Genomic DNA, 22,294 nt, shown 5'->3' with positions numbered 1-22,294 from the left:
ACGCCCGGTCGTCCTCTCGGGCCGAAGCCCGCACCATCCGCGACAGACCGCCTCGAAACCCGAAGAGCGGATGCCGCGGGCCGGTCAGCGGCTGAAGCCCTCGCCGATGATCTCGATGAGCTCCTCGCGCTCTTCGACGGCGAGGAAGGCCGCCGCGGCGGCGTTCAGCTGGAAAGCCTCGACGTCTTCGAGGGAGTACTCGAAGGTCTCTACGAGGTGCGCGAGCTCGCGCGTGAGCGACGTGCCGCTCATCGTGCGGTTGTCGACGTTGACCGTCACGGCGAAGCCGAGCTGGTAGAGCAGATCGAACGGGTGGTCCTCGAGGCTGCGGCCCCACGCCGCGCTCGCCCCCGTCTGCAGGTTCGACGACGGGGACAGTTCGAGCGGGATCTCGCGATCGCGCACCCAGCGCGCGAGGTCGCCGAAGCGCACGAACACCTCGTCGCCCTCGCTCGAGACGAGCTCGAGGTCTTCGGCGATCCGCACGCCGTGACCGAGCCGCAGCGCCCGTCCGTCGAGCAGCGCACCGCGGATCGAGTCGAGACCTGCCGCTTCGCCCGCGTGCACCGTGACAGGGAAGAACTCCCCCGCGAGATAGTCGAACGCGGCGCGGTGGCCCGATGCCGGGTAGCCGTCTTCGGGGCCGGCCATGTCGAAACCGACGACTCCGCGCTCGCGCCAGCGCACCGCGAGTTCGGCGGTCTCGAGCGAACGGTCGTTCTGGCGCATCGCGCTGAGCAGCTGGCCGACGCGGATGTCGTGACCGCGGCCCTCGGCGGCATCCTCACCCTCTTCGATGCCCTCCTGCACGGCAGACACGGCCTCGTCGGGCGTGAGCCCACGGGCGAGGTGCTGCTCGGGCGCCCAGCGCATCTCGCCGTACACGACGCCGTCCGAGGCGAGGTCCTCGACGAACTCCCGCGCGACGCGGGTCAGCCCTTCGCGCGTCTGCATGACCGCGGTCGTCACCTCGAACATCTTGAGGTACTCCACGAGCGAACCGGCCTCACTGCGCGCGGCGAACCACTCCGCGAGATCGCCGGCGTCGGTCTCGGGCACGTCGATCCCGTGCTCATCGGCGAGGTCGACGATCGTCGCGGCCCGGACGCCCCCGTCGAGGTGGTCGTGCAGCGACACCTTCGGCAGGCGGCGGATCGAGACGCCCTGGACGACGGCGTCGCCGTTCTGGTCGATGGGCATGGCGTGGACTCCTCGGGTCGTGCGGCGGGTTCGGTTCGGATCGGGATGCCGGTGGCTCACGCCGTGATGCGCTCGAAGACGAGCGGCGTGCGCGCGGGGGGTTCGAGCGCGATCTGCCAGGCTCCGTCGACGGCTTCGAGCGCGCGGTCGAAGCGCGACGCGTCGTGGCCCAGCAGCGTGAAGAGGGGCTGGCCGGCGGCGACCTCATCGCCGGGCTTGACGTGCAGGTCGATGCCCGCCGCGTGCAGCACGGGGTCCTCGGCGCGCGCGCGACCGGCGCCGAGCCGCCACGCGGCGATCCCGAACGGCAGCGCCTCGATGCGCGCGACGAAGCCGGCCTCGGGAGCGGTGACGGTGTGCGTCTCGTTCGGCTGCGGCAGCGCGGCATCCGGATCGCCGTCCTGTGCGCGGATCATGGCGCGCCACGTGTCCATCGCACGGCCGTCCTGCAGCGCCCGCTCGACGTCGGCGTCGGGCTGTCCGGCGAGGGCGAGCATCTCGCGCGCGAGCGCCACCGTGAGCTCGACGACATCGGCGGGACCGCCGCCGGCGAGCACCTCGACCGATTCGCGCACTTCGTTGGCGTTGCCGATCGCGAGGCCGAGGGGCGTGTTCATGTCGGTCAGCAGCGCCGTCGTCGCAACGCCCGAGTCGGTGCCGAGCGCGACCATCGTGCGGGCGAGTTCGCGCGCCCGATCGACGTCGCGCATGAACGCGCCCGAGCCGAACTTGACGTCGAGCACGAGCGAATCGGTGCCCTCGGCGATCTTCTTCGACATGATGCTCGACGCGATGAGCGGGATCGCCTCGACCGTGCCGGTGACATCGCGGAGCGCGTAGAGCTTCTTGTCGGCGGGGGCGAGACCCGACCCGGCGGCGCAGATGACGGCGCCGACGTCGGCGAGCTGCGCGAGCATCTCTTCGTTCGAGAGCGCCGCACGCCATCCCGGAATGGACTCGAGCTTGTCGAGCGTGCCGCCCGTGTGGCCGAGGCCGCGGCCGGACAGCTGCGGGACGGCGACGCCGAACGACGCCACGAGCGGAGCGAGCGGCAGCGTGATCTTGTCGCCGACACCGCCCGTCGAGTGCTTGTCGACCGTGGGCTTTCCGAGGCCCGCGAAGCTCATGCGCTCACCGGAGTCGATCATGGCGTCGGTGAGCACGCGGATCTCGTCGCGCGTCATGCCGTTGAGCAGGATCGCCATCGCGAACGACGCCATCTGCGCATCGGCGACGTAGCCGCGCGTGTACGCGTCGACCATCCAGCGCAGCGCGTCTTCGGGCACAGCGCCGCCGTCGCGCTTGGCCCGGATGACGTCGACCGCGTCGTGCGCCTCGACTGCGGGGCGCGACCCTTCGACAGGCTCAGGGACCGAGGCGGCAGGCTCAGGGACCGAGGCGACAGCCTCAGGGACCGCGGGGGTGGGGGTCATCGGGCCACCGCCTCGAGGTCGCGGGGGCCGAACGCGTCGGGCAGCACTTCGTCGATCGTGCGGATGCCGGACACCGTCTCCAGCAGCATCCCGGGAAGGGCGAATTCGTACAGCAGCTGCCGGCAGCGTCCGCACGGCATGATCGTCTCGCCCTCGCCGTTGACGCACACGAAGGCGACGAGCTGGCCGCCGCCGGACATCTGCAAGTCGCTCACGAGTCCGCACTCGGCGCACAGGCCCACGCCGTACGACGCGTTCTCGACGTTGCATCCCTGCACGATGCGGCCGTCCGACACGAGCGCCGCCGCCCCCACCTTGTAGCGGGAGTAGGGCGCGTAAGCGCGCTGCATCGCCTCGGTCGCGACGGCGCGCAGTTCGTCCCAGTCGATATCGGTCACGTGTGTCTCATCCCTTGATGTACGGTTTGCCCGCCGCGGCGGGGCCTCGGATCTGTCCCGCGAACCCGGCGACCGCGAGGATCGTCACGAGGTAGGGCAGCATGAGCATGAACTCGCTCGGGATCGGGGTCTTCAGCACGGTCAGCAGGTTCTGCAGGTTCGTCGCGAATCCGAACAGCAGCGCGGCGAGCGTCGCGCGGATCGGATCCCACCGTCCGAAGATGACGGCCGCGAGGGCGATGAAGCCCAGGCCCGCCGTCATCTCCTTGCCGAACTGCGGCACCGAGACGAGCGTGAAATACGCGCCGCCGATGCCGGCGATCGCGCCCGCGAGCGTGAGGTTCCAGAACCGCGACGGGTTGACCTTGATGCCGACCGTGTCGGCCGCCTGCGGGTGCTCGCCGACCGCGCGCAGGCGCAGTCCCCACCGCGTGCGGTACATGGCCCACGCGACGAGGGCGACGACGACGTACATGAGGTAGACGATGAACGTCTGGTTGAACAGGACCGGTCCGATGATGGGGATCTCGCTGAGGAGCGGGATCTCGATGCGTGTGAACCGGATCGGCGTGTTGAGCGCGGCGGTGTTCGGCACGAGCAGGACGCCGTACAGGAACCCGGTCAGTCCCGTCACGAGCACGTTCAGCACGACGCCGACGATGACCTGCTCGACGAGGTACTTGATGGCGAAGGCGCCGAGCACGGCCGCGACGAGCATGCCGCCGATCATCGCGCCGATCAGGCCCACGAAGGGGTTGCCGGTCATACTCGACAGCAGAGCCGCGCTGAACGCGCCGAGCAGCAGCTGCGCCTCGATCGCGACGTTGACGACGCCGACGCGCTCTCCGATGACGCCGCCGAGGGCGCCGAAGACGAGCGGCACCGAGAGCGACACGGCGCCGAACAGCAGCCCGGTCACGGGCACGAGCCCGCCCGCCGACGCCCAGGTCAGGAAGGCGAACACGGCGAGCACGCCGTAGGCGATGGCCAGCCACACGCTCGAGCGCCGGTAGCCGTAGGCGTCCCAGATCGACCAGAGCGTCAACAGCACGAGCACGACGAACACGCCCCAGCACGTCGCCGCCGTCGGCACGCCCACGTTGGGCAGCGCGATCGACGAGCCCGGGTCGCCGAGGCGGAAGGTGCTCGTCCCGTCACGGGGAACGAGGAGGAACAGCAGACCGAGCAGCACCGTGACGGTCACGAGCGTGATGGCGAACTTCAGGTGCCGCACGCGCACACTGGTGAGCTCGATCGTGCCGCCGGCGAGATCCTGCGTCGTCGCGGTCATGCCGTCACCGCCTTCTTGGCCGCCTTGGCTCTCGCCTTCGCGGCCTTCTCGGCGTCGGTCTTGGGGAGGAAGAAGATCGTGCGGATCAGCGGCGGGGCCGCGATGAACAGCACGATGAGCGACTGCACGACCAGCACGATGTCGACGGGGATGCCCTGCGAGGCCTGCATCGTGAAGCTGCCCGCCTTCAGCGCTCCGAACAGGATGCCGGCGGCGAAGACCCCCCACGCACGGCTGCGGCCGAGGAGGGCGACCGTGATGGCGTCGAAGCCGATGCCCGCGTCGATCAGACCGTCGAAGCCGCTCGTCACGGCCCCCTGGATCTGGTTCATGCCGGCAAGGCCCGCGAGACCGCCCGCGAAGAGCATCGCGTAGATGTACATGCGCTGCACCGAGATGCCCGATGCGAGCGCCGCGTGCGGGTTCTCGCCGACGGCGCGCAGGCGGAAGCCGAGCGATGACCGCTCGACGAGCCACCACACGAACGCCGTCGCGGCGATCACGATGACGAAGCCCCAGTCCAGCAGCGGGAACCGCGGCCCGAGCAGTTCGGGGAACTGGGCCGTGACCGGCGTCGGGTCTGAGATCGGCTGATCTCCGGCCGCGCGCTGCAGCACGCCCGGCGTGCGGACCATCCACGTCACGAGATAGAACGCGACGTAGTTGAGCATGATCGTGAGGATGACCTCGTGCGCGCCCGTCTTGGCCTTCAGGATGCCGACGATGCCACCCCAGATCGCGCCACCGGCGATACCCGCCGCGAGTGTCAGCGGGATGTGCACGGCCGCCGGCAGGTCGAGGTGGAAGGTCAGCAGCGCCGCCGTCGCCGCACCGATGAGGATCTGACCGCGGCCGCCGATGTTGAACAGGCCGACCCGGAACGCCAGGGCGACCCCGAGCCCCGCCGCGATGAGCGGCGCGGCGAACCCGAGGGTGTTCGTGAGCGGCCGGATCGCGGTCAGGAAGTCGTCGGCGCGCGCGTTGTAGATCGATCCGCGGAAGAGCGCCTCGTACCCGCCGTACACGGAGTTCCACACCGCGGCGAGCATGTCACCGGGGCGGGCGAAGAAGTAGCCGGCCGTGGCCTGCACCTCGCGGTTCGTGACCGCCATGAGGATGCCGCCGACGATCATCGCGACGACGATCGCGAGGATCGTCGTGACGGCGCTGCCGCGCAGCAGCTCTTTGATGAAGACGTTCTGCCTCGGCGGCGGCTCGATCTCGGGGGTTCCCGTGAGAGGACCGGATGCCGCGGGCAGCTGTTCCGCCGGCATCCCCTTGAGCTGCTCGGGGCCCGATCCCGGGGTCTGACCGGTCATGCCGCCACCCCCTCGGGCATCTCGCCCGCCATCATGAGCCCCAGCACGTCGCGCGGTGTGTCACCGGGCACGATGCCGATGATGCGGCCGCGGTACATCACCGCGATGCGGTCGGCGAGGGCTGCGACCTCGTCGAGCTCGGTCGAGACGACGACGACCGGGATCCCGGCATCCCTCGTCTCGACGATGCGCCGGTGGATGAACTCGATCGAGCCGACGTCGACGCCGCGCGTGGGCTGTGCCGCGATCAGCAGCGACAGCTCGCGGCTCATCTCGCGCGCGATGACGACCTTCTGCTGATTGCCGCCCGAGAGCGTTCCGGCGGGAGTGTGGGTGCCCTGGGTGCGGATGTCGTACTCGGTGATGCGCGCGCGGGCGAAGTCGTCGAGCACCCCCCGGCGGATCGTGCCTGCCGAGACGAACTCGGGATCGCTCGACCGGTCGAGGATGAGGTTCTCGGCGACCGAGAACGTGCCGACGAGGCCGTCTTCCGTGCGATCCTCGGGTACGAATCCCACACCCTGATCGAGGATGCCGCGCACGCTCTTGCCCGCGAGTTCCGTGCCGTTCAGGGTGATCGAACCGGTCACGCCGGGAGCCAGGCCCACGAGGGCCTCGATCAGCTCGGTCTGGCCGTTGCCCTGCACACCGGCGATCGCGAGGATCTCGCCGGGCCGCGCGTGGAAGCTCACATCGTCGACGACGACGGTGCCGTCGGGCGTCACGACCCGCAGATCCCGCACGTTCAGGCCGCCGTCCCCGATCCGGGGCGGATCCTTCTGGACCGTGAGCTCGACGGCGCGGCCGACCATGAGCGAGGCGAGCTCGGCGTTGGTCGCCGTCGGCGACGCTTCGCCGACGACCTTGCCGAGGCGGATGACGGTGATGCGATCCGCGACGGCGCGCACTTCGCGCAGCTTGTGGGTGATGAACACGATCGACGTGCCCTCGTCGCGCAGCTGCCGCATGATCGCCATGAGCTCGTCGGTCTCCTGCGGCGTGAGCACGGCCGTGGGCTCGTCGAACACGAGTACGCGCGCGTCGCGCGAGAGAGCTTTGATGAGCTCGACACGCTGCTGGACGCCGACCGGCAGGTCGCCCACGAGCGCATCGGGATCGACGTCGAACCCGAAACGCGCGGCGACGTCGCGCACGTGCTGACGAGCCTTGTTCAGATCGAGCGCGCCGACCCTGTTGGTGTTCTCGTGTCCGAGCATGACGTTCTCGGCGACGGTGAAGACGGGGATGAGCATGAAGTGCTGGTGGACCATGCCGATGCCGGCCGCCATCGCGTCGCCCGGTCCCCGGAAGTGCTGCACGACGTCATCGAGCAGGATCTCGCCCTCGTCGGCCTGATAGAGGCCGTACAGCACGTTCATCAGGGTGGACTTGCCGGCCCCGTTCTCACCGAGGAGCGCGTGGATCTCGCCGGGCTCGACCACGAGATCGATGTGGTCGTTCGCGACGAGGCTGCCGAACCGCTTGGTGATGCCGCGGAGTTCGAGCTTCATACTGTGCACCTTATCTAGTCGTCCCGCCGGCCTGGAAGAAGCGCCCGGAAAGAACAGCGGCCGGGTGGACGAAGCATCCACCCGGCCGCTGTGCGGTACTGGCGTGCGCTCAGCCGCCGATGGGCGACGCGGGCGAGGTCACCTCGAGCTCACCCGAGATGATCTGCTCGCGCAGCGCGTCGAGCTCGTCGAGCAGGCCGTCGGGCAGCTGCGACTCGAACGAGCCGAAGCCGGACAGGCCCACGCCCTCGTTCTCGAGCGTTCCCACGTAGGGGGTGGCGTCGAAGTCGCCGGCTGCCGCCTGGATCGTGGCGTCGTACACCGACTGGTCGATGCGCTTGAGGATCGACACGAGCACCATGTCGGCGACGCTCGGGTCGGCGACCGCGAGGTCGGAGTCGACACCGAGCATGACGACGTCGCCGCCGCCGTCGCTGATGGCCGCTGCCGCGCTCTGATAGACGGGGCCGCCGACCGGCAGGATCACATCGACGCCCTGGTCGAGGATGCCCTGAGCGGTCTGCTTCGCGCCGTCGTTCGCGGCGAAGCCGCCCGTGAACGCGCCGTCCTGCGCTGCGACGTCCCACCCGAAGGTCGCGACATCGACGCTCTTGTCCTCGTTGTACTTCTCGACGCCGTCGACGAAGCCGTCCATGAAGATCGTGACGGGCGGGATCGGGATGCCGCCGAACGTGCCGACCTTGTCGACGCCCGCGGCGTTCGACCACGCCGCTGCGGCGTAGCCGCCGAGGTACGCGGCCTGGACCGTGTCGAACAGGAGGGGCTTGATGTTGGGGGCGTCGGTCGTGCCGTCGCCGTCCGCGTCGGCCCAGTCGTCGATGATGGCGTACTCGAGGTCGGGGTTCGCCGTCGCCGAGGCGATCGTGTCGGCCGACAGCTTGAAGCCCACGGACACGATGAAGGTGCAGCCTTCCGCGACGAGGTTCTCGAGGTTCGGGGCGTAGTCGTTGGCGGAGTTGGACTCGACCTCGATCGCCTCGACGCCGAGTTCGGCCGCGGCGCGGTCCATGCCCTCCTTGGCCGACTGGTTGAACGACTTGTCGTTCCAGCCGCCTTCGTCGGAGATGAGGCAGGGCGTGAAGCCCTCGGTGGCCTCGGGGGCTTCCGTGCCGTCTCCCCCGGCTTCGGGCGCGGCGCCGCAACCGGCGAGGACGAGGGCGATGCCGGCTGCTGCAGCGAGGCCGCCCAGCTTCTTGGTGCGTGAGATGGTCAACTCAGCCTCCACATCCTTAGCCCCGCGTCTCTCGCGGGGACGGTAAAGATTACCCACGCCGACGGCGTCGGAACATAGCCCTGAGGGCTCTCGACGCCGAAAGGTTATGAAGACGCAACCCGTCGGCGACGACGCAGGTCAGAGGACGTCGCCGCGGCCGGTCAGTTTCAGGGCGTCGACGACGCCCTTGACGCGCTGCGCGTGCTCGGTCGTCGTGACCAGGAGCGCGTCTTCGGTGTCGACGATGACGATGTCCTTCACGCCGATCACACTGATGACGCGGGGCGTCTGACTCACGACGATTCCGCTCGAGGTGTCCGACAGGATCCGCGCGTTCTCGCCGAGGATCGCGAGGTTGTCTTTGCGCCCGCCCGAGTTGAGCTTGGACAGGCTCGCGAAGTCGCCCACGTCGTCCCAGTCGAAATGGCCGGGGATGACGGCGAGCCGCCCCTTGGCGGCGGCGGGCTCGGCGACGGCGTAGTCGATCGCGATCTTCTCGAGGGTCGGCCACACGCGGTCGACGACCGGGCCGCGCGCATCGCGGTCGTCCCACGCCTCGGCGAGTTCGAGAAGTCCCGCGTGCAGGGCCGGGCGGTTCGCCTCGATCTCGGCCAGCAGGACATCGGCGCGCGTGATGAACATGCCCGCGTTCCACAGGTACGAGCGCTCGGCGAAGTACTGCTTGGCCGTCTCGAGATCGGGCTTCTCGACGAAGCTGTCCACGAGTGCAGCCTCGGGCGCGCCGTCGATGATGAGCCCGTCGCCCTTCTTTATATAGCCGAAGCCCACCGACGGCTCGCTGGGCTGGATGCCGATCGTCGCGATGTATCCCTCGCGTGCCGTCGCGACCGCCTGGCGCACCGCCCAGTCGAACAGGTGCGGCACGCGGATGACGTGATCGGCGGCGAACGATCCGATCAGCACATCGGGCTCACGGCGGGCCAGCACGGCGGCGGCCAGCCCGATCGCGGCGGTGGAATCGCGCGGCTCGGATTCGAGGAAGACGTTCCGATCCGGGATGCCGGGAAGGTCGGCCTCGACGGCCGCGCGGTGCGCGCGTCCTGTCACGACCGCGATCCGGTCGGCGCCGGCGATCGGCTCGAGCCGGTCCCACGTCGCCCGCAGCAGCGAGTGCCCCGCGCCGGTGAGGTCGTGCAGGAACTTCGGCGCCTCGGCACGAGACAGCGGCCACAGCCTGCTGCCGATGCCGCCGGCGGGGATCACGGCGTAGAAGTCGGCGATGGGCTCCGTCATGCGCTCCAGGCTATCCGGGTCGCGGGCTAAGGGTGTCCTACGTCGCCACCTCCTCTCGAGCGGCAATAGGATGGTCGGAGCGCCCGCGTGACGCCGGTGATCCGTTCGGCAGCGAAGGATCATCCGGGGCATCGATTCCGCCCCCACTCGAGATCGATCCAGGGAGGACGGCCGTGTCGGCACCAGCCCGCGAGACACCGTCGATATCAGAGACGACTTCTCGCGTCCCACGGGGGACGCTCTACCGAGGCAACGAAGGCATGTGGTCGTGGGTGCTTCACCGCATCACCGGCATCGCACTGTTCTTCTTCCTGCTCGTGCACGTGCTCGACACCGCGCTCATCCGCGTGTCGCCCGACGCGTACGACGCCGTCATCGGCACCTACAAGAACCCGGTCATGGCACTCGGCGAGGTCGCCCTCGTCGGCGCCGTCGCCTATCACGCCTACAACGGCCTGCGCATCATCCTCGTCGACTTCTGGTCGTGGGCGACGCGCCACCAGCGTCAGCTGTGGTGGGGCGTCCTCGGGCTCTGGCTCGTCACGATGCTCGGCTTCACACCGCGACACCTCATGCTCGCGTTCGGAGGGGGGCACTGATGACCACCGCAATCGCCGACCCTCGCGCACCGCGCGCCACCGTCCGCCGCAAGGGGCCGAACCTCGAGAAGGCCGGCTGGATCTACATGCGCGTCTCGGGCGTGCTGCTCGTCGTCCTGATCTTCGGGCACCTGTTCGTCAACCTCATGCTCGGCGAGGGCATCCACGGGCTCGACTTCGCGTTCATCGCGGGCAAGTTCGCCACGCCGTTCTGGCAGTGGTGGGACGTCCTGATGCTGTGGCTCGCGCTCATCCACGGCGCGAACGGCATGCGCACGATCGTCAACGACTACGTGACCCATCAGACGACCCGTCGCGTGCTCGTGTGGGCGCTGTGGCTGTCGGCGGGATTCCTCATCGTCCTCGGCACGCTCGTCGTGTTCACGTTCGACCCGTGCATCCCCAACCTGAGCGACGGAAGCGTGCTCGCAGAGTTCTGCAGCACCCAGCCCTGAGCCGGCTGCACCCGTTCTCCACGCATCCAGACAGCAGAGGCATCCATCACGTGAGTACCCAGACCACTGACAGCTACGTCAAGGACGGCGTCCACTACCACGAGTTCGACATCGTGATCGTGGGCGCGGGCGGCGCCGGCATGCGCGCCGCCATCGAAGCGGGCCCGGGTGCCCGCACGGCGGTCATCACGAAGCTGTACCCGACGCGTTCGCACACCGGCGCGGCGCAGGGCGGCATGGCCGCGGCGCTCGCGAACGTCGAAGAGGACTCGTGGGAGTGGCACACATTCGACACCGTCAAGGGCGGCGACTACCTCGTCGACCAGGACGCCGCCGAGATCCTCGCGAAAGAGGCCATCGACGCCGTCATCGACCTCGAGAACATGGGCCTGCCGTTCAACCGCACCCCCGAGGGCAAGATCGACCAGCGCCGATTCGGCGGTCACACGGCCGACCACGGCAAGACCCCCGTGCGCCGCGCGTGCTACGCCGCCGACCGCACGGGCCACATGATCCTGCAGACGCTCTTCCAGAACTGCGTCAGGCTCGGCATCAACTTCTTCAACGAGTTCTACGTCCTCGACCTGATCACGGTGAAGGATGCCGCCGGCGCGACGCAGATCGCCGGTGTCGTGGCATACGACCTCGCTACGGGTGAACTGCACGTCTTCCACACGAAGGCGGTCATCTTCGCGACGGGCGGCTTCGGCAAGATCTTCAAGACGACCTCCAACGCCCACACCCTCACGGGCGACGGCGTCGGGATCGTCTGGCGCAAGGGCCTCCCGCTGGAGGACATGGAGTTCTTCCAGTTCCACCCGACGGGCCTGGCCGGTCTCGGCATCCTGCTCACCGAGGGCGCGCGCGGCGAGGGCGCGATCCTGCGCAACGCGTCGGGCGAGCGGTTCATGGAGCGCTACGCCCCGACCATCAAGGACCTGGCCCCCCGCGACATCGTCAGCCGCTGCATGGTGCAAGAGGTCGCCGAAGGCCGCGGGGCAGGACCCGAGAAGGATTACGTGCTGCTGGACTGCACGCACCTGGGCGCCGAGGTCCTCGAGACGAAGCTTCCCGACATCACCGAGTTCGCCCGCACCTACCTCGGCGTCGATCCCGTCGTCGAGCCCGTGCCCGTCATGCCGACGGCGCACTACGCGATGGGCGGCATCCCGACGAACGTCGATGCCGAGGTGCTCAGCGACAACACGACGGTCGTCCCCGGCCTCTATGCCGCCGGCGAGTGCGCGTGCGTCTCGGTGCACGGCTCCAACCGTCTCGGGACGAACTCGCTGCTCGACATCAACGTCTTCGGCAAGCGCGCCGGCCGCAACGCCGTCGAGTACGTCAAGTCCGCTGAATTCGTGCCGATGCCCGAGGATCCGGCGAAGGAGGTCCGCGAGATGATCGAGGGCCTGCGCAACAACCCCGGAACCGAGCGCATCGCGGTGCTCCGCCGCACGCTGCAGGAGGAGATGGACCGCAAGGCCCAGGTCTTCCGCACCGAGGAGTCCCTCACCGAGGTTCTCGGCACGATCGAGGAACTGCGCGAGCGCTACCGGAACATCCACGTCGACGACAAGGGCAAGCGGTTCAACACCGACCTGCTCGAGGCCGTCGAGCTCGGCTTCCTCCTCGACATCGCCGAGGTCGTCGTCGTGACCGCGCGCAACCGCAAGGAGAGCCGCGGCGGACACATGCGCGACGACTACCCGAAGCGCGACGACGAGAACTACATGCAGCACACGATGTCGTACCTGACGGGCGACCCGCACTCGTCGAACGCCGACGACCACATCACGTTGGATTGGAAGCCGGTCGTGATCACCCGGTACCAGCCGATGGAGAGGAAGTACTGACGTGACCAGCGCCACTGACGTCATCGAACGCACCGATGCCGACGCGCAGGAGATCGCGCAGAACGCGGCCGAGGACACCGGCATCCAGTCGTTCCTGGTGACCTTCATCATCCGCCGCTTCGATCCCGAGGTCGACGAAGAGCCGCGCTGGGTGGATTACGACGTCGAGCTGTACTCGACCGACCGCGTGCTCGACGCCCTGCACAAGATCAAGTGGGAGGTCGACGGTTCGCTGACCTTCCGCCGCTCGTGCGCGCACGGGATCTGCGGGTCCGACGCGATGCGCATCAACGGGCGCAACCGGCTCGCGTGCAAGACCCTCATCAAGGACCTCGACATCTCGCAGCCGATCTATGTCGAGGCGATCAAGGGCCTGCCGCTCGAGAAGGACCTCATCGTCGACATGGAGCCGTTCTTCGCGTCGTACCGCGAAGTGCAGCCGTTCCTCATCCCGGGCACGAAGGCCGAGCCCGGCAAGGAGCGCATCCAGTCGATCGTGGACCGTGAAGTGTTCGACGACACCACCAAGTGCATCCTGTGCGCCGCGTGCACGTCCTCGTGCCCCGTCTTCTGGACCGACGGGCAGTACTTCGGGCCGGCTGCGATCGTCAACGCGCACCGCTTCATCTTCGACTCGCGCGACGACGCGGGCGACGTGCGCCTGGACATCCTCAACGACAAGGAGGGCGTGTGGCGGTGCCGCACGACCTTCAACTGCACCGAGGCGTGCCCTCGCGGCATCGAGGTCACCAAGGCGATCGCCGAGGTCAAGCAGGCCGTCCTGCGCGGCGGTTCCTGAGCAGATCCCGCGTGCGACCGCATCGAGAGCGAACCGTAGCCCGCGCATGCCCTCGCTAAGGTGATGAGGGTGTCTTCGAGTCACCCGCAGCCGTCCGCCGACGACGACGTGCGCGCCGCCGAGGAGTCGCTGCGCGAGCGGTGGGAGGCGACGCAGGAGAATCTGCGCGAGCGCTTCGACACGCCGATCAACAAGGCGACGGCGATCACGAGACGCACGCTCGGCTGGTTCCCCGTGCGGGTGTGGCGGCACTTCCTGCAGCACAACGGCTTCGTCCTCGCGGCGGGCGTGAGCTATCAGGCGCTGTTCGCGATCTTCGCCGCGATCTATGTCGCCTTCGCGATCACCGGACTGTGGCTCGGCGCGAGCGAAGCGGCCATCAACGGCCTCATCGCCGTCATCAACGGCTACATCCCCGGTCTCATCTCGGATACCCCGGACCGGGGCCTGTTCACGACCGCTCAGGTCACCGAGATCGCCAGGACGAGCGCGAGCGTGCTCGGCGTCACCGGACTCATCGCCCTCGGCGCCCTCATCTGGACCGCGATCGGCTTCGTCACGTTCGCCCGCCGCGCCGTGCGCGACATCTTCGGCATCCGCCCCGACAGCCGGAACTACGCGCTGCTGAAGGCCCGCGACCTGGTCGCGGCGGTCATCTTCGGGGTGGCGCTCCTGCTCGGATCCGCGGCGACGTCGATCGGCACCTGGGCGCTCAGCCTCGTCTTCGACCTGTTCGGGGTCGGCACCCACACGATCTGGTACCAGCTCGGCGTGCGGCTCGCCTCGATCGTCGTCTCGTTCGTGCTCTACACCGGTGCCCTCGCCGCACTCGTGAAGTTCCTCACGGGGACGTCGCTGCGCTGGCGGCAGATCTGGCCAGGTGCTCTGCTCGGCGGCGGCGCCGTGACGCTGCTCCAGGTGGGCGCCGGGCTGCTGCTCAGCTATACGCCGCGCAACCCGCTGCTGGCGACCTTCGCCATCTTCGTGGGTCTGCTGCTGTGGTTCCGCATCATCGGCGCGATCATCCTCGTCGCGTCGGCCTGGATGGCGGTCTCGGCGAAGGACGAGAACGAGCCGCTGCTGCACCAGACCGAGGCGGAGCGCCTCGTCGAGGAGCACCGCGCCCTCCTCATCGCCGCGCGGGTGCAGCTGCGCTCGGCGCGGGAGGCCCGGACGGGAGCTCCCTGGTACCGCGCCTGGATCGCGGACCGCGCCGTGCGCGAGGCGAAGACGAAGCTCGCGGAACTCGAAGCCTCGCCTCCCCCGGCACCGCGACGGGGCTCGCTGTTCGAGTGACGGGCGTGTCCGCGCCCGCGGATAGGCTGGCGGGCGTGCCTCGCCGAATCCGCATCGCCTCTGTCAACGTCAACGGGATCCGCGCGGCGGCGCGCAAGGGGATGCTCGAATGGCTCGATCGGGCCGATGTCGACATCATGGCGCTGCAAGAGGTCCGGGCGCCCCGCGAAGAGCTCGTGAAGGCCCTGCCCGGCTGGCGCATCGTCAACGACGAAGCGCTCGCGAAGGGTCGCGCCGGCGTCGCCGTGGCATCCCGCACCGACGCGGTCGATGTGCGCCGCGTGCTCGGCGACGACCCCTTGCTCGATTCGGCCGGCCGCTGGATCGAGGTCGACTTCGACGTCGACGGCGAGCGCCTCGCCGTCGTGAGCGCCTATGTGCCGACGGGTGAGGCCGAGACCCCGAAGCAGGATGCCAAGTGGGCGTTCCTCGACGCGATGGAACGCCGGCTGCCCCGTCTCGCCGCCGAGACCCCGCTCGCGCTCATCATGGGCGACCTGAACGTCGGCCACCGCGAGCTCGACATCCGCAACTGGCGCGGCAACGTCAAGAAGTCCGGCTTCCTGCCGCGCGAGCGCGCGTACTTCGACCGCTTCCTGGGCGAGGTCGGTGCCGATGTGACCGGCGTGGACGGGTCGGCGGGCCCGGGGCTCGGCTGGGTCGACATCGGCCGGCGCGCCGCCGGCGACGTCGACGGGCCGTACACGTGGTGGTCGAACCGCGGCAAGGCCTTCGACAACGACACCGGCTGGCGCATCGACTACCACCTCGCGACGCCGGGCCTCGCCGAACGCGTCAGCGACTATCACGTCGTGCGCGCCCCCTCCTGGGACACGCGCTGGAGCGACCACGCCCCCGTCGTCGCCGACTACGCGCTGGGGCGCTGACCCGCCAGGCGCATCCAGGTCTCGACGACCGTATCGGGATTGAGCGACATCGACTCGATCCCCTGGTCGAGCAGCCACTCCGCGAGGTCGGGGTGATCCGACGGCCCCTGCCCGCAGATGCCGATGTACTTGCCGCGGCGCGTGCACGCCTCGATCGCCATCGCGAGCATCTTGCGCACGGCCGGGTCGCGCTCGTCGAACGTGCTCGCGATGAGAGACGAGTCGCGGTCGAGCCCGAGCGTGAGCTGCGTCATGTCGTTGGAGCCGATCGAGAAGCCGTCGAAGACGTCGAGGAACTCATCGGCCAGCAGCGCGTTCGACGGAACTTCGCACATCATGACGACCTCGAGGCCGTTCTGCCCCCGCACGAGACCGTTCTCGGCGAGCAGGTCGACGACCGCCTGCCCTTCGGCGACGGTCCGCACGAACGGGATCATGAGCTTGACGTTCGTCAGCCCCATCTCGTCGCGCACGTAGCGCATCGCCTCGCACTCCATGTCGAAGCACTCCCGGAAGTCAGGCGAGACGTAGCGGGATGCCCCACGCCACCCGAGCATCGGGTTCTCCTCGTGCGGCTCGAAGCGCTCCCCGCCGATGAGGTTGGCGTACTCGTTCGATTTGAAGTCGCTCATCCGCACGATGACCGGTTCGGGAGCGAACGCCGCCGCGATCATCGCGACGCCCTCGGCGACGCGCTCGACGAAGAAGTCCCTCGGTGAGGGGTAGGCCGCGATGCGGTCGCCGATCTCGGTCTTGAGGTCGGCGGGAAGCGACTCGTACGCGAGCAGCGCGCGCGGGTGGATGCCGATCTGCCGGTTGATGATGAACTCGAGCCGGGCGAGCCCGACGCCCCGGTTCGGGAGCTTCGCGAACGAGAACGCCTGATCGGGCGTGCCCACGTTCATCATGATCTTGACGGGCAGCTCGGGCATCGCGTCGAGGTGGGTCTCCTCCTCATCGAACGCGAGAGCACCCTCGTACACGAAGCCGTCGTCGCCCTCGGCGCACGACACCGTGACGGATGCACCGTCGGCGAGCCGCCGTGTCGCATCGCCCGCGCCGACGACGGCGGGGATCCCCAGCTCGCGCGCGATGATCGCGGCGTGGCACGTGCGTCCGCCCCGGTCCGTCACGATCGCCGAGGCCTTCTTCATGATCGGCTCCCAGTCCGGGTCGGTCATGTCTGCCACGAGCACGTCGCCGGCCTGGAACTGCTCCATGTGCGCGATGTCGCGGAGCACTCGCACGGGGCCGGCGCCGATCTTCTGCCCGATCGCGCGACCGGTCACGATCACATCCGAGCGTTCGCGCAGCACGAATCGGCGCATGACGTTGCCGTCGGCGCGTGAGACGACCGTCTCAGGCCGCGCCTGCACGATGAACAGCTCACCGGTGATGCCGTCCTTGGCCCACTCGATGTCCATCGGACGGCCGTAGTGCTCTTCGATCGTGAGGGCCTGGCGGCCGAGCTCCTCGACCTCGGCGTCGGTGAGGCACAGGCGCCGGCGGTCGGCTTCGGGCACGTTCTCGAAAGCCGTCGTGCCGCCGACCTCGGTGCCCGAGGTGTAGCGCATCGCGATCGCCTTCTCGCCGACCTGTCGCTTGAGGATCGCGGGGCGCCCGGCCCGCAGGGCGGGCTTGTAGACGTAGAACTCGTCGGGGTTGACGGCCCCCTGCACGACGGCTTCACCGAGCCCGTAAGCGCCCGTGACGAAGACGGCACGGTCGAAGCCGGACTCGGTGTCGACCGTGAACATCACGCCCGACGCCGCGACGTCGGAGCGGACCATGCGCTGCACCCCGGCCGACAGGGCGACGTCGTGATGGTCGAAGCCGTGGTGCACGCGGTACGCGATCGCGCGGTCGTTGTACAGCGACGCGAACACGTGCGAGATGGCCGTGAGCACGTTGTCGATGCCCCCGATGTTGAGGAACGTCTCCTGCTGGCCCGCGAACGAGGCATCCGGAAGATCTTCGGCCGTCGCACTGGAGCGCACCGCCCAGGTGACGCGGTCGGGCTCGGGGTCGCCCGCGAGCAGCTGGTCGTAGGCGGCACGGATGTCGCGCTCGAGGTCGGCCGGGAACGGCTGCGCCTCGATCCAGCTGCGCACCTCGGATCCGACGCGGGAGAGCCCCGCGACATCGTCGACGTCGACCGCCTCGACGGCGGTGCGGATGCGGTCGGCCAGACCGTCGTGCGCGAGGAAGGCGCGATACGCGTCGGAGGTCGTCGCGAACCCGCCGGGAACCTTGACGCCCGCCTCGGACAGGTGCGACACCATCTCGCCGAGCGAGGCGTTCTTGCCGCCGACCTGCGGCAGGTCGGACATGCCGATGTCTTGGAACCAGAGGATGCTGCTCATTCGATGACCTCTCGGGGTTTGTCAGGCACCACGCAGTCTCATGGTCTGCATGATGACGGCGGACATCTCCTCGACGCTCTTCGTCGCGGAGTTGAGGAAGGGGACGCGATTGCGTCGGTACAGGTCTTCGGCGCGGCGCAGCTCGAGCGTGCACTGCTCGAGGCTCGCGTAGTGCGAGCCGGGACGACGCTCGTGCCGCACCTGGCTGAGCCGCAGCGGCGTCGTCGTGAGCCCGAAGCACCGCTCGGCGTACGGCGCGACGGTGCGCGGAAGGCCCTCGGTCGGGTAGTCGTCGTCGGTGATCGGGTAGTTCGCGACGAGCAGGCCGTACTGCAGCGCGAGGTACATCGTGGTGGGGGTCTTGCCGCACCGGCTGGGCGCGATGAGGATGACGTCGGCCAGATCGAGCGCCCGCATCGACTGCCCGTCGTCGTGCTCGATCGCGTATTCGACGGCGCGCATGCGCGCGAAGTACCGGTGCATGTCGCCGACCGCGTGGTACTGGCCGAGCTGCTCGGACGCCGTTGTTCCCAGGGCGCGCTCGAGCTCGGTCAGATGCCCCGCGAGCAGGTCGATCATGACGGCCCGGGCCTCGGCGAGCACGGCGCGCAGCGGCGCCTGCTTGACCGTCGTGAACAGCAGCGGCGAGGCGCCGCGTTCGGCCGCGGCGTCGATGTCGGCGGCGACGGCGCGAGCGCCCTCGAGGGTGTCGACGAACGGGATGGTGTGCCGCTCGAACTCGACGCCGGGGAAGTTGGCGAGCAGGGCGCTGCCGACCGTCTCGGCCGTGATGCCCGTCGAGTCCGAGACGAAGTAGACGGCGCGCCGCGCGAGCGGCACGGGGCCGGTCGTCGGCGCGACGGACGCGGCCGGGTCGATGATGTCGGGGTCGATCACGCTGCTCCTCTGCGCGCGGACAGGGCCGACGCGGGCGCCGACGGGCCCAGCGTAGGGGTCGGACCAGCGGATTCGGCGGACTTTCCGACATCCTCTCTGTCAAGAACCTCGCTTCTTTCCTCACCCTCAAGAACCGCTGCCGCTCCCCCACCACCCCCTGGGGTTTGGGGCGGATTCCCGCCGCGACGCGCCGAAGGGCGCGGCGTGTCTCCAGGGAAATCCGCCCCAAACCCTTCGAGAGCACGACGAGGTGCGGCGCCAGGGAGGGGGCGGCACCAGGGAGGGGGCGGCACCGGGGGTGCAGGGGGTCGGCACCAGGGAGGGGGCGGCGCCGGGCGTGCAGGGGGTCGGCACCAGGGAGAGGGCGGCACCGGGGAGAGCGGCGCCGGGCGTGCAGGGGGTGCCGCCGGGGGCCGCCGAGTGGGCCGGGGGGAGCGCCGAGCGTGCACGGGGGGCACCAGGGAGGGGGCGGCCCCCGGGGAGGGGGCGGCGCCGGGCGCCCGGGGGCCGCCGAGTGGGTCGGGGGGCACCGCCGCGGGGCCGGGGCGCGGCATCCGTTCGCCGTAGGATCGAGGGATGAGCAAACCGCGCCTGTATTCCGGCATGCAGCCCTCCGCCGACTCCCTGCAGATCGGCAACTACATCGGGGCCCTCATGCAATGGCGCGACCTGCAGGAGTCGTACGACGCGGTGTTCTCGGTCGTCGACCTGCACGCCCTGACGCAGCCCAACGATCCGGCCGAGCTGCGCGAGAAGACCCGGCGCACGGCCGCCCAGTACATCGCCGCCGGTATCGAGCCGTCCAAGTCGACGCTGTATGTGCAGTCGCAGGTCCCGGCGCACGCCGAGCTGCAGTGGGTGCTGTCGACGATCACGGGGTTCGGCGAGGCCGGACGCATGACGCAGTTCAAGGACAAGACCTCACGCTACGGCTCGGACGCGACCTCGGTCGGACTCTTCACCTACCCCGTGTTGATGGCCGCCGACATCCTGCTCTACCAGACCGACATCGTGCCCGTCGGCGACGACCAGAAGCAGCACGTCGAGCTCACCCGCGACCTCGCCGAGCGATTCAACGCGCGCTTCGGCGAGACCTTCCGCGTGCCGGTGCCGGTCATCCAGCGCGACACCGCGCGGATCTACGACCTGCAGAACCCGACCGCGAAGATGTCCAAGTCGGCCGAGTCGGATGCCGGTGTTCTGTGGCTGCTGGATGACCCGGCGGCATCCGCGAAGAAGATCATGCGGGCGGTGACCGACTCCGAAGGGTCGGTCCGCTACGACCGCGAGAACAAGCCGGGCGTGTCGAATCTGCTCGTCATCTACGCCGCGCTGACGGGCCGTCAGATCCCGGCGATCGAGGACGAGTACGCCGGCCGCGGCTACGGCGACTTCAAGAAAGGCCTCGCCGAGGTCGTCGTCGGTGAGTTCGGCCCCGTGCGGCAGCGTGCGCTCGACCTGCTCGCCGACCCCGCCGAACTCGACCGCGTGCTCGCCGCCAACGCCGCGAAGGCCGAGACCGTCGCGAACGCGACGCTCGACGCCGTGTACGACCGCGTGGGTCTGCTCCGCCGCCGCTGAGCGGTTTCGGGGCTGGGCCGCCGGTGTCTGGCGGCGTCTGACCGTGGGGTGGGCCGTGCACAACTCCTCATAGGAAGTGCCGCGAGGCCCCTGAAGCGGCCGAACCGGATTTCCGTGAGGAGTTGTGCACAGTCGGGCGTCCGCTGAGCGCGCCGCGAAGCGCGGACATGACCTCGTCGGGCCGGTACAAGATGTCCTCGGCCAGGAGTCGGAGCGTGACGAAGCCGGCCTGAGCCGCAGCGAAGTCGCGGCGGCGGTCATCGCGCTGCTGCTTCCAACTCGAGTGGAAGGCTTTGCTGTCGCACTCGACGATGAGCCATCCGTCGACGAGCAGATCGACGCGGCCGACGCGGTGGATCTCGACCTGCGCGACACACGAGCTGCCGAGCCGGCGCAGCATGAGCCGCACGAGTGTCTCCGGCCCCGACTCCGCCAGGGGGTCAAGGAACGGGCGGATCGCGCGATACCGCGCGGGCAGAAGACTGAGCACGTCGGCGATCTCCGCCTCCTCCACGAGGCCGAGGTGCCACGCGCTGTCGAGCGTCGCTATGGCGGCGGGGATGGGCTGGCACCGGCAGGCCTGTGCGAGCGCCCCGACGACGACCGGGTTGGCGACGACATCGTCGTCGAGCGACCGCCAGTGCCGGACAACCCCTTTCGGCACGGCGCCGAGCCGACTGGATCCCACCGGTACGACGATGTGCAGCGCAGGACGCTCGAGCACGAACACACCCAGATCGGCCAGGAGCGAGATGCAGTCGGGCTTGCCGCCCAGGCGTGCGGCGCGGACGACGTCGGATGCGGCGTGCGACTCGAGGTACCGCCCCTTGCGGACGCGGATCAGGTCACCGGCGCGCACAGCGCGGTCGATGCCGCGTCGACTCATGCCCGACGCGCGCAGTTCAGCGTAGGTGTGCTGTTGTGGATCCATGCCGACCACCGTCGTCCGTCCGCGGGCGGCCCCGAGGCCCGCACCCGGATTCTCTGGACAACCCGAGCGGCAGCGGGCCTGAGGAGGAAGCGTGCACAACTCCTCCTGAGCGAACGACCGCGCGGCCAAACCGAGCATGCCGACGCCGCCGTGAGGAGTTGTGCACGCGACCGCGCGCGTAGGAAGAACGTGCACGCGGCCGCACGCGTAGGAACAGCGCGCACGCGGCCGCGCGCGTCGGAAGAACGTGCACGCGGCCGCACGCGTAGGAAGAACGTGCACGCGACCGCGCGCGTCGGAAGAACGTGCACAACTCCTCCTGAGCGGACGACCAGGCAGTCAAACCGGGCAGACCGGCGCCGCCGTGAGGAGTTGTGCACGCGGCCGCGCGGGTAAGGTAACCGGGTGGAACCCGTCGTCCTTCACACCGCGCGGCTCGAGCTGTCGCTGCCGACGCCCGACGACGTCGACGCCATCTACGAGGCCTGCCAGGACCTGGACACGCAGCGGTACACCACGGTTCCCTCTCCGTACGAGCGCCGCCACGCCGAGGAGTTCGTCCCGCGCGTCGCCGCGGACTGGGCCGGCGGCGCGCACGTCACCTGGGCGATGCGCGAGGGTGCGACGCTCGCCGGCATGATCGGGCTCTACCGCCTCGACGGCAAGGGCAACGGTGAGCTCGGCTACTGGGTGTCGCCAGGGTCGCGCGGCCGGGGGCTCCTCACCGAAGCCGCCCGCGCCGTCATCGACTGGGGATTCGCGCCCGGCGGTGCCGGACTCGTGCGCATCGAATGGAACGCCGCCGTCGGCAACATCGGCTCCGCACGCGCGGCCCGCACGCTCGGCTTCCGCTACGAGGGCCTACGCCGACGCGCGCTGGTCAACTCCCTCGGCCGCGACGACGGGTGGATGGCCGGGCTCCTCGTCGACGACGACCGCGCTCCGCAGCCCTGGCGGATCCTCGACGGTGTCGGCGGTGCGTGACAGGAT

The 22,294-nt window shown here is 69.5% G+C and carries 19 protein-coding genes; 8 read left to right on the top strand and 11 right to left on the bottom strand.

The window, feature by feature from the left end:
• Window positions 1–84 precede the first annotated feature (84 nt).
• From ACWICD_RS01610 to ACWICD_RS01575, 8 genes are all read right to left on the bottom strand, one after another.
• On the bottom strand, window positions 85–1,200 hold the full coding sequence (locus ACWICD_RS01610; RefSeq protein ID WP_376126600.1) for an adenosine deaminase: 1,116 nt from the start codon (window positions 1,198–1,200) through the stop codon (window positions 85–87).
• A 56-nt stretch (window positions 1,201–1,256) separates the two neighbouring features.
• Window positions 1,257–2,633 (bottom strand): thymidine phosphorylase, encoded by a 1,377-nt coding sequence (locus ACWICD_RS01605; RefSeq protein ID WP_376126598.1) that lies wholly within the window; start codon window positions 2,631–2,633, stop codon window positions 1,257–1,259.
• Window positions 2,630–3,031: a cytidine deaminase gene (locus ACWICD_RS01600; RefSeq protein ID WP_376126596.1), complete on the bottom strand. Its 402-nt coding sequence runs from the start codon at window positions 3,029–3,031 to the stop codon at window positions 2,630–2,632. Before ACWICD_RS01600 ends, ACWICD_RS01605 begins: the two co-directional genes overlap by 4 nt.
• Before the next feature lie 7 nt (window positions 3,032–3,038).
• The gene (locus tag ACWICD_RS01595; RefSeq protein WP_454139070.1) at window positions 3,039–4,322 is read right to left on the bottom strand and encodes an ABC transporter permease; all 1,284 of its coding nucleotides are present in this window, start codon (window positions 4,320–4,322) and stop codon (window positions 3,039–3,041) included.
• Entirely contained in the window at window positions 4,319–5,641 is a 1,323-nt protein-coding gene (locus tag ACWICD_RS01590) for an ABC transporter permease (RefSeq protein WP_376126591.1), read from the bottom strand. The genes ACWICD_RS01595 and ACWICD_RS01590 overlap by 4 nt, the downstream gene beginning before the upstream one ends.
• A complete protein-coding gene (locus tag ACWICD_RS01585; RefSeq protein WP_376126588.1) occupies window positions 5,638–7,152 on the bottom strand; it encodes an ABC transporter ATP-binding protein in 1,515 nt (504 codons plus the stop codon). The genes ACWICD_RS01590 and ACWICD_RS01585 overlap by 4 nt, the downstream gene beginning before the upstream one ends.
• A gap of 109 nt (window positions 7,153–7,261) precedes the next feature.
• Entirely contained in the window at window positions 7,262–8,386 is a 1,125-nt protein-coding gene (locus ACWICD_RS01580; protein WP_376126585.1) for a BMP family lipoprotein, read from the bottom strand.
• A 138-nt stretch (window positions 8,387–8,524) separates the two neighbouring features.
• Entirely contained in the window at window positions 8,525–9,640 is a 1,116-nt protein-coding gene (locus tag ACWICD_RS01575; protein WP_376126582.1) for a mannose-1-phosphate guanylyltransferase, read from the bottom strand.
• Between the two features lie 173 nt (window positions 9,641–9,813).
• Here ACWICD_RS01575 and sdhC point away from each other — a divergent pair, with 173 nt between their 5' ends.
• The 6 genes from sdhC (at window position 9,814) to ACWICD_RS01545 (ending at window position 15,532) form a co-directional block, all read left to right on the top strand.
• On the top strand, window positions 9,814–10,239 hold the full coding sequence (sdhC, locus tag ACWICD_RS01570; protein ID WP_376126579.1) for a succinate dehydrogenase, cytochrome b556 subunit: 426 nt from the start codon (window positions 9,814–9,816) through the stop codon (window positions 10,237–10,239).
• Window positions 10,239–10,694 carry a succinate dehydrogenase hydrophobic membrane anchor subunit gene (locus ACWICD_RS01565; RefSeq protein ID WP_454139069.1) on the top strand — a complete coding sequence of 152 codons (456 nt, stop codon included), beginning with the start codon at window positions 10,239–10,241 and terminating at the stop codon, window positions 10,692–10,694. The genes sdhC and ACWICD_RS01565 overlap by 1 nt, the downstream gene beginning before the upstream one ends.
• A gap of 50 nt (window positions 10,695–10,744) precedes the next feature.
• Window positions 10,745–12,550, top strand: coding sequence for a succinate dehydrogenase flavoprotein subunit (sdhA, locus tag ACWICD_RS01560; RefSeq protein WP_376126573.1), 1,806 nt, complete (start codon window positions 10,745–10,747; stop codon window positions 12,548–12,550).
• 52 nt (window positions 12,551–12,602) lie between these two features.
• The gene (locus ACWICD_RS01555; protein WP_376126819.1) at window positions 12,603–13,349 is read left to right on the top strand and encodes a succinate dehydrogenase iron-sulfur subunit; all 747 of its coding nucleotides are present in this window, start codon (window positions 12,603–12,605) and stop codon (window positions 13,347–13,349) included.
• 69 nt (window positions 13,350–13,418) lie between these two features.
• Window positions 13,419–14,645, top strand: coding sequence for a YihY/virulence factor BrkB family protein (locus tag ACWICD_RS01550; protein ID WP_376126571.1), 1,227 nt, complete (start codon window positions 13,419–13,421; stop codon window positions 14,643–14,645).
• Between the two features lie 35 nt (window positions 14,646–14,680).
• Entirely contained in the window at window positions 14,681–15,532 is an 852-nt protein-coding gene (locus ACWICD_RS01545) for an exodeoxyribonuclease III (protein WP_454139068.1), read from the top strand.
• Here the strand turns inward: ACWICD_RS01545 and ppsA are convergent.
• Window positions 15,514–17,895: a phosphoenolpyruvate synthase gene (ppsA, locus tag ACWICD_RS01540; protein WP_454139067.1), complete on the bottom strand. Its 2,382-nt coding sequence runs from the start codon at window positions 17,893–17,895 to the stop codon at window positions 15,514–15,516. The genes ACWICD_RS01545 and ppsA overlap by 19 nt on opposite strands.
• 21 nt (window positions 17,896–17,916) lie before the next feature.
• Window positions 17,917–18,792 carry a pyruvate, water dikinase regulatory protein gene (locus ACWICD_RS01535; RefSeq protein ID WP_454139066.1) on the bottom strand — a complete coding sequence of 292 codons (876 nt, stop codon included), beginning with the start codon at window positions 18,790–18,792 and terminating at the stop codon, window positions 17,917–17,919.
• Between the two features lie 576 nt (window positions 18,793–19,368).
• On the opposite strand from ACWICD_RS01535, the gene trpS reads away from it, so the two are divergent.
• Window positions 19,369–20,373 (top strand): tryptophan--tRNA ligase, encoded by a 1,005-nt coding sequence (gene trpS / locus ACWICD_RS01530; RefSeq protein ID WP_454139065.1) that lies wholly within the window; start codon window positions 19,369–19,371, stop codon window positions 20,371–20,373.
• Between the two features lie 67 nt (window positions 20,374–20,440).
• Here trpS and ACWICD_RS01525 read toward each other — a convergent pair whose 3' ends face one another.
• Entirely contained in the window at window positions 20,441–21,304 is an 864-nt protein-coding gene (locus ACWICD_RS01525; RefSeq protein WP_454139064.1) for a type IV toxin-antitoxin system AbiEi family antitoxin domain-containing protein, read from the bottom strand.
• 405 nt (window positions 21,305–21,709) lie between these two features.
• Between ACWICD_RS01525 and ACWICD_RS01520 the strand changes: the two genes are divergently transcribed.
• Window positions 21,710–22,288 (top strand): GNAT family N-acetyltransferase, encoded by a 579-nt coding sequence (locus ACWICD_RS01520; protein ID WP_376126556.1) that lies wholly within the window; start codon window positions 21,710–21,712, stop codon window positions 22,286–22,288.
• The last annotated feature ends 6 nt before the right edge of the window (window positions 22,289–22,294 follow it).

The sequence above is a fragment of the Microbacterium sp. NPDC055357 genome (assembly GCF_053644835.1).
Note: the sequence above shows the minus strand (reverse complement) of the source record. Positions and strands in the feature narration are given on the sequence as shown.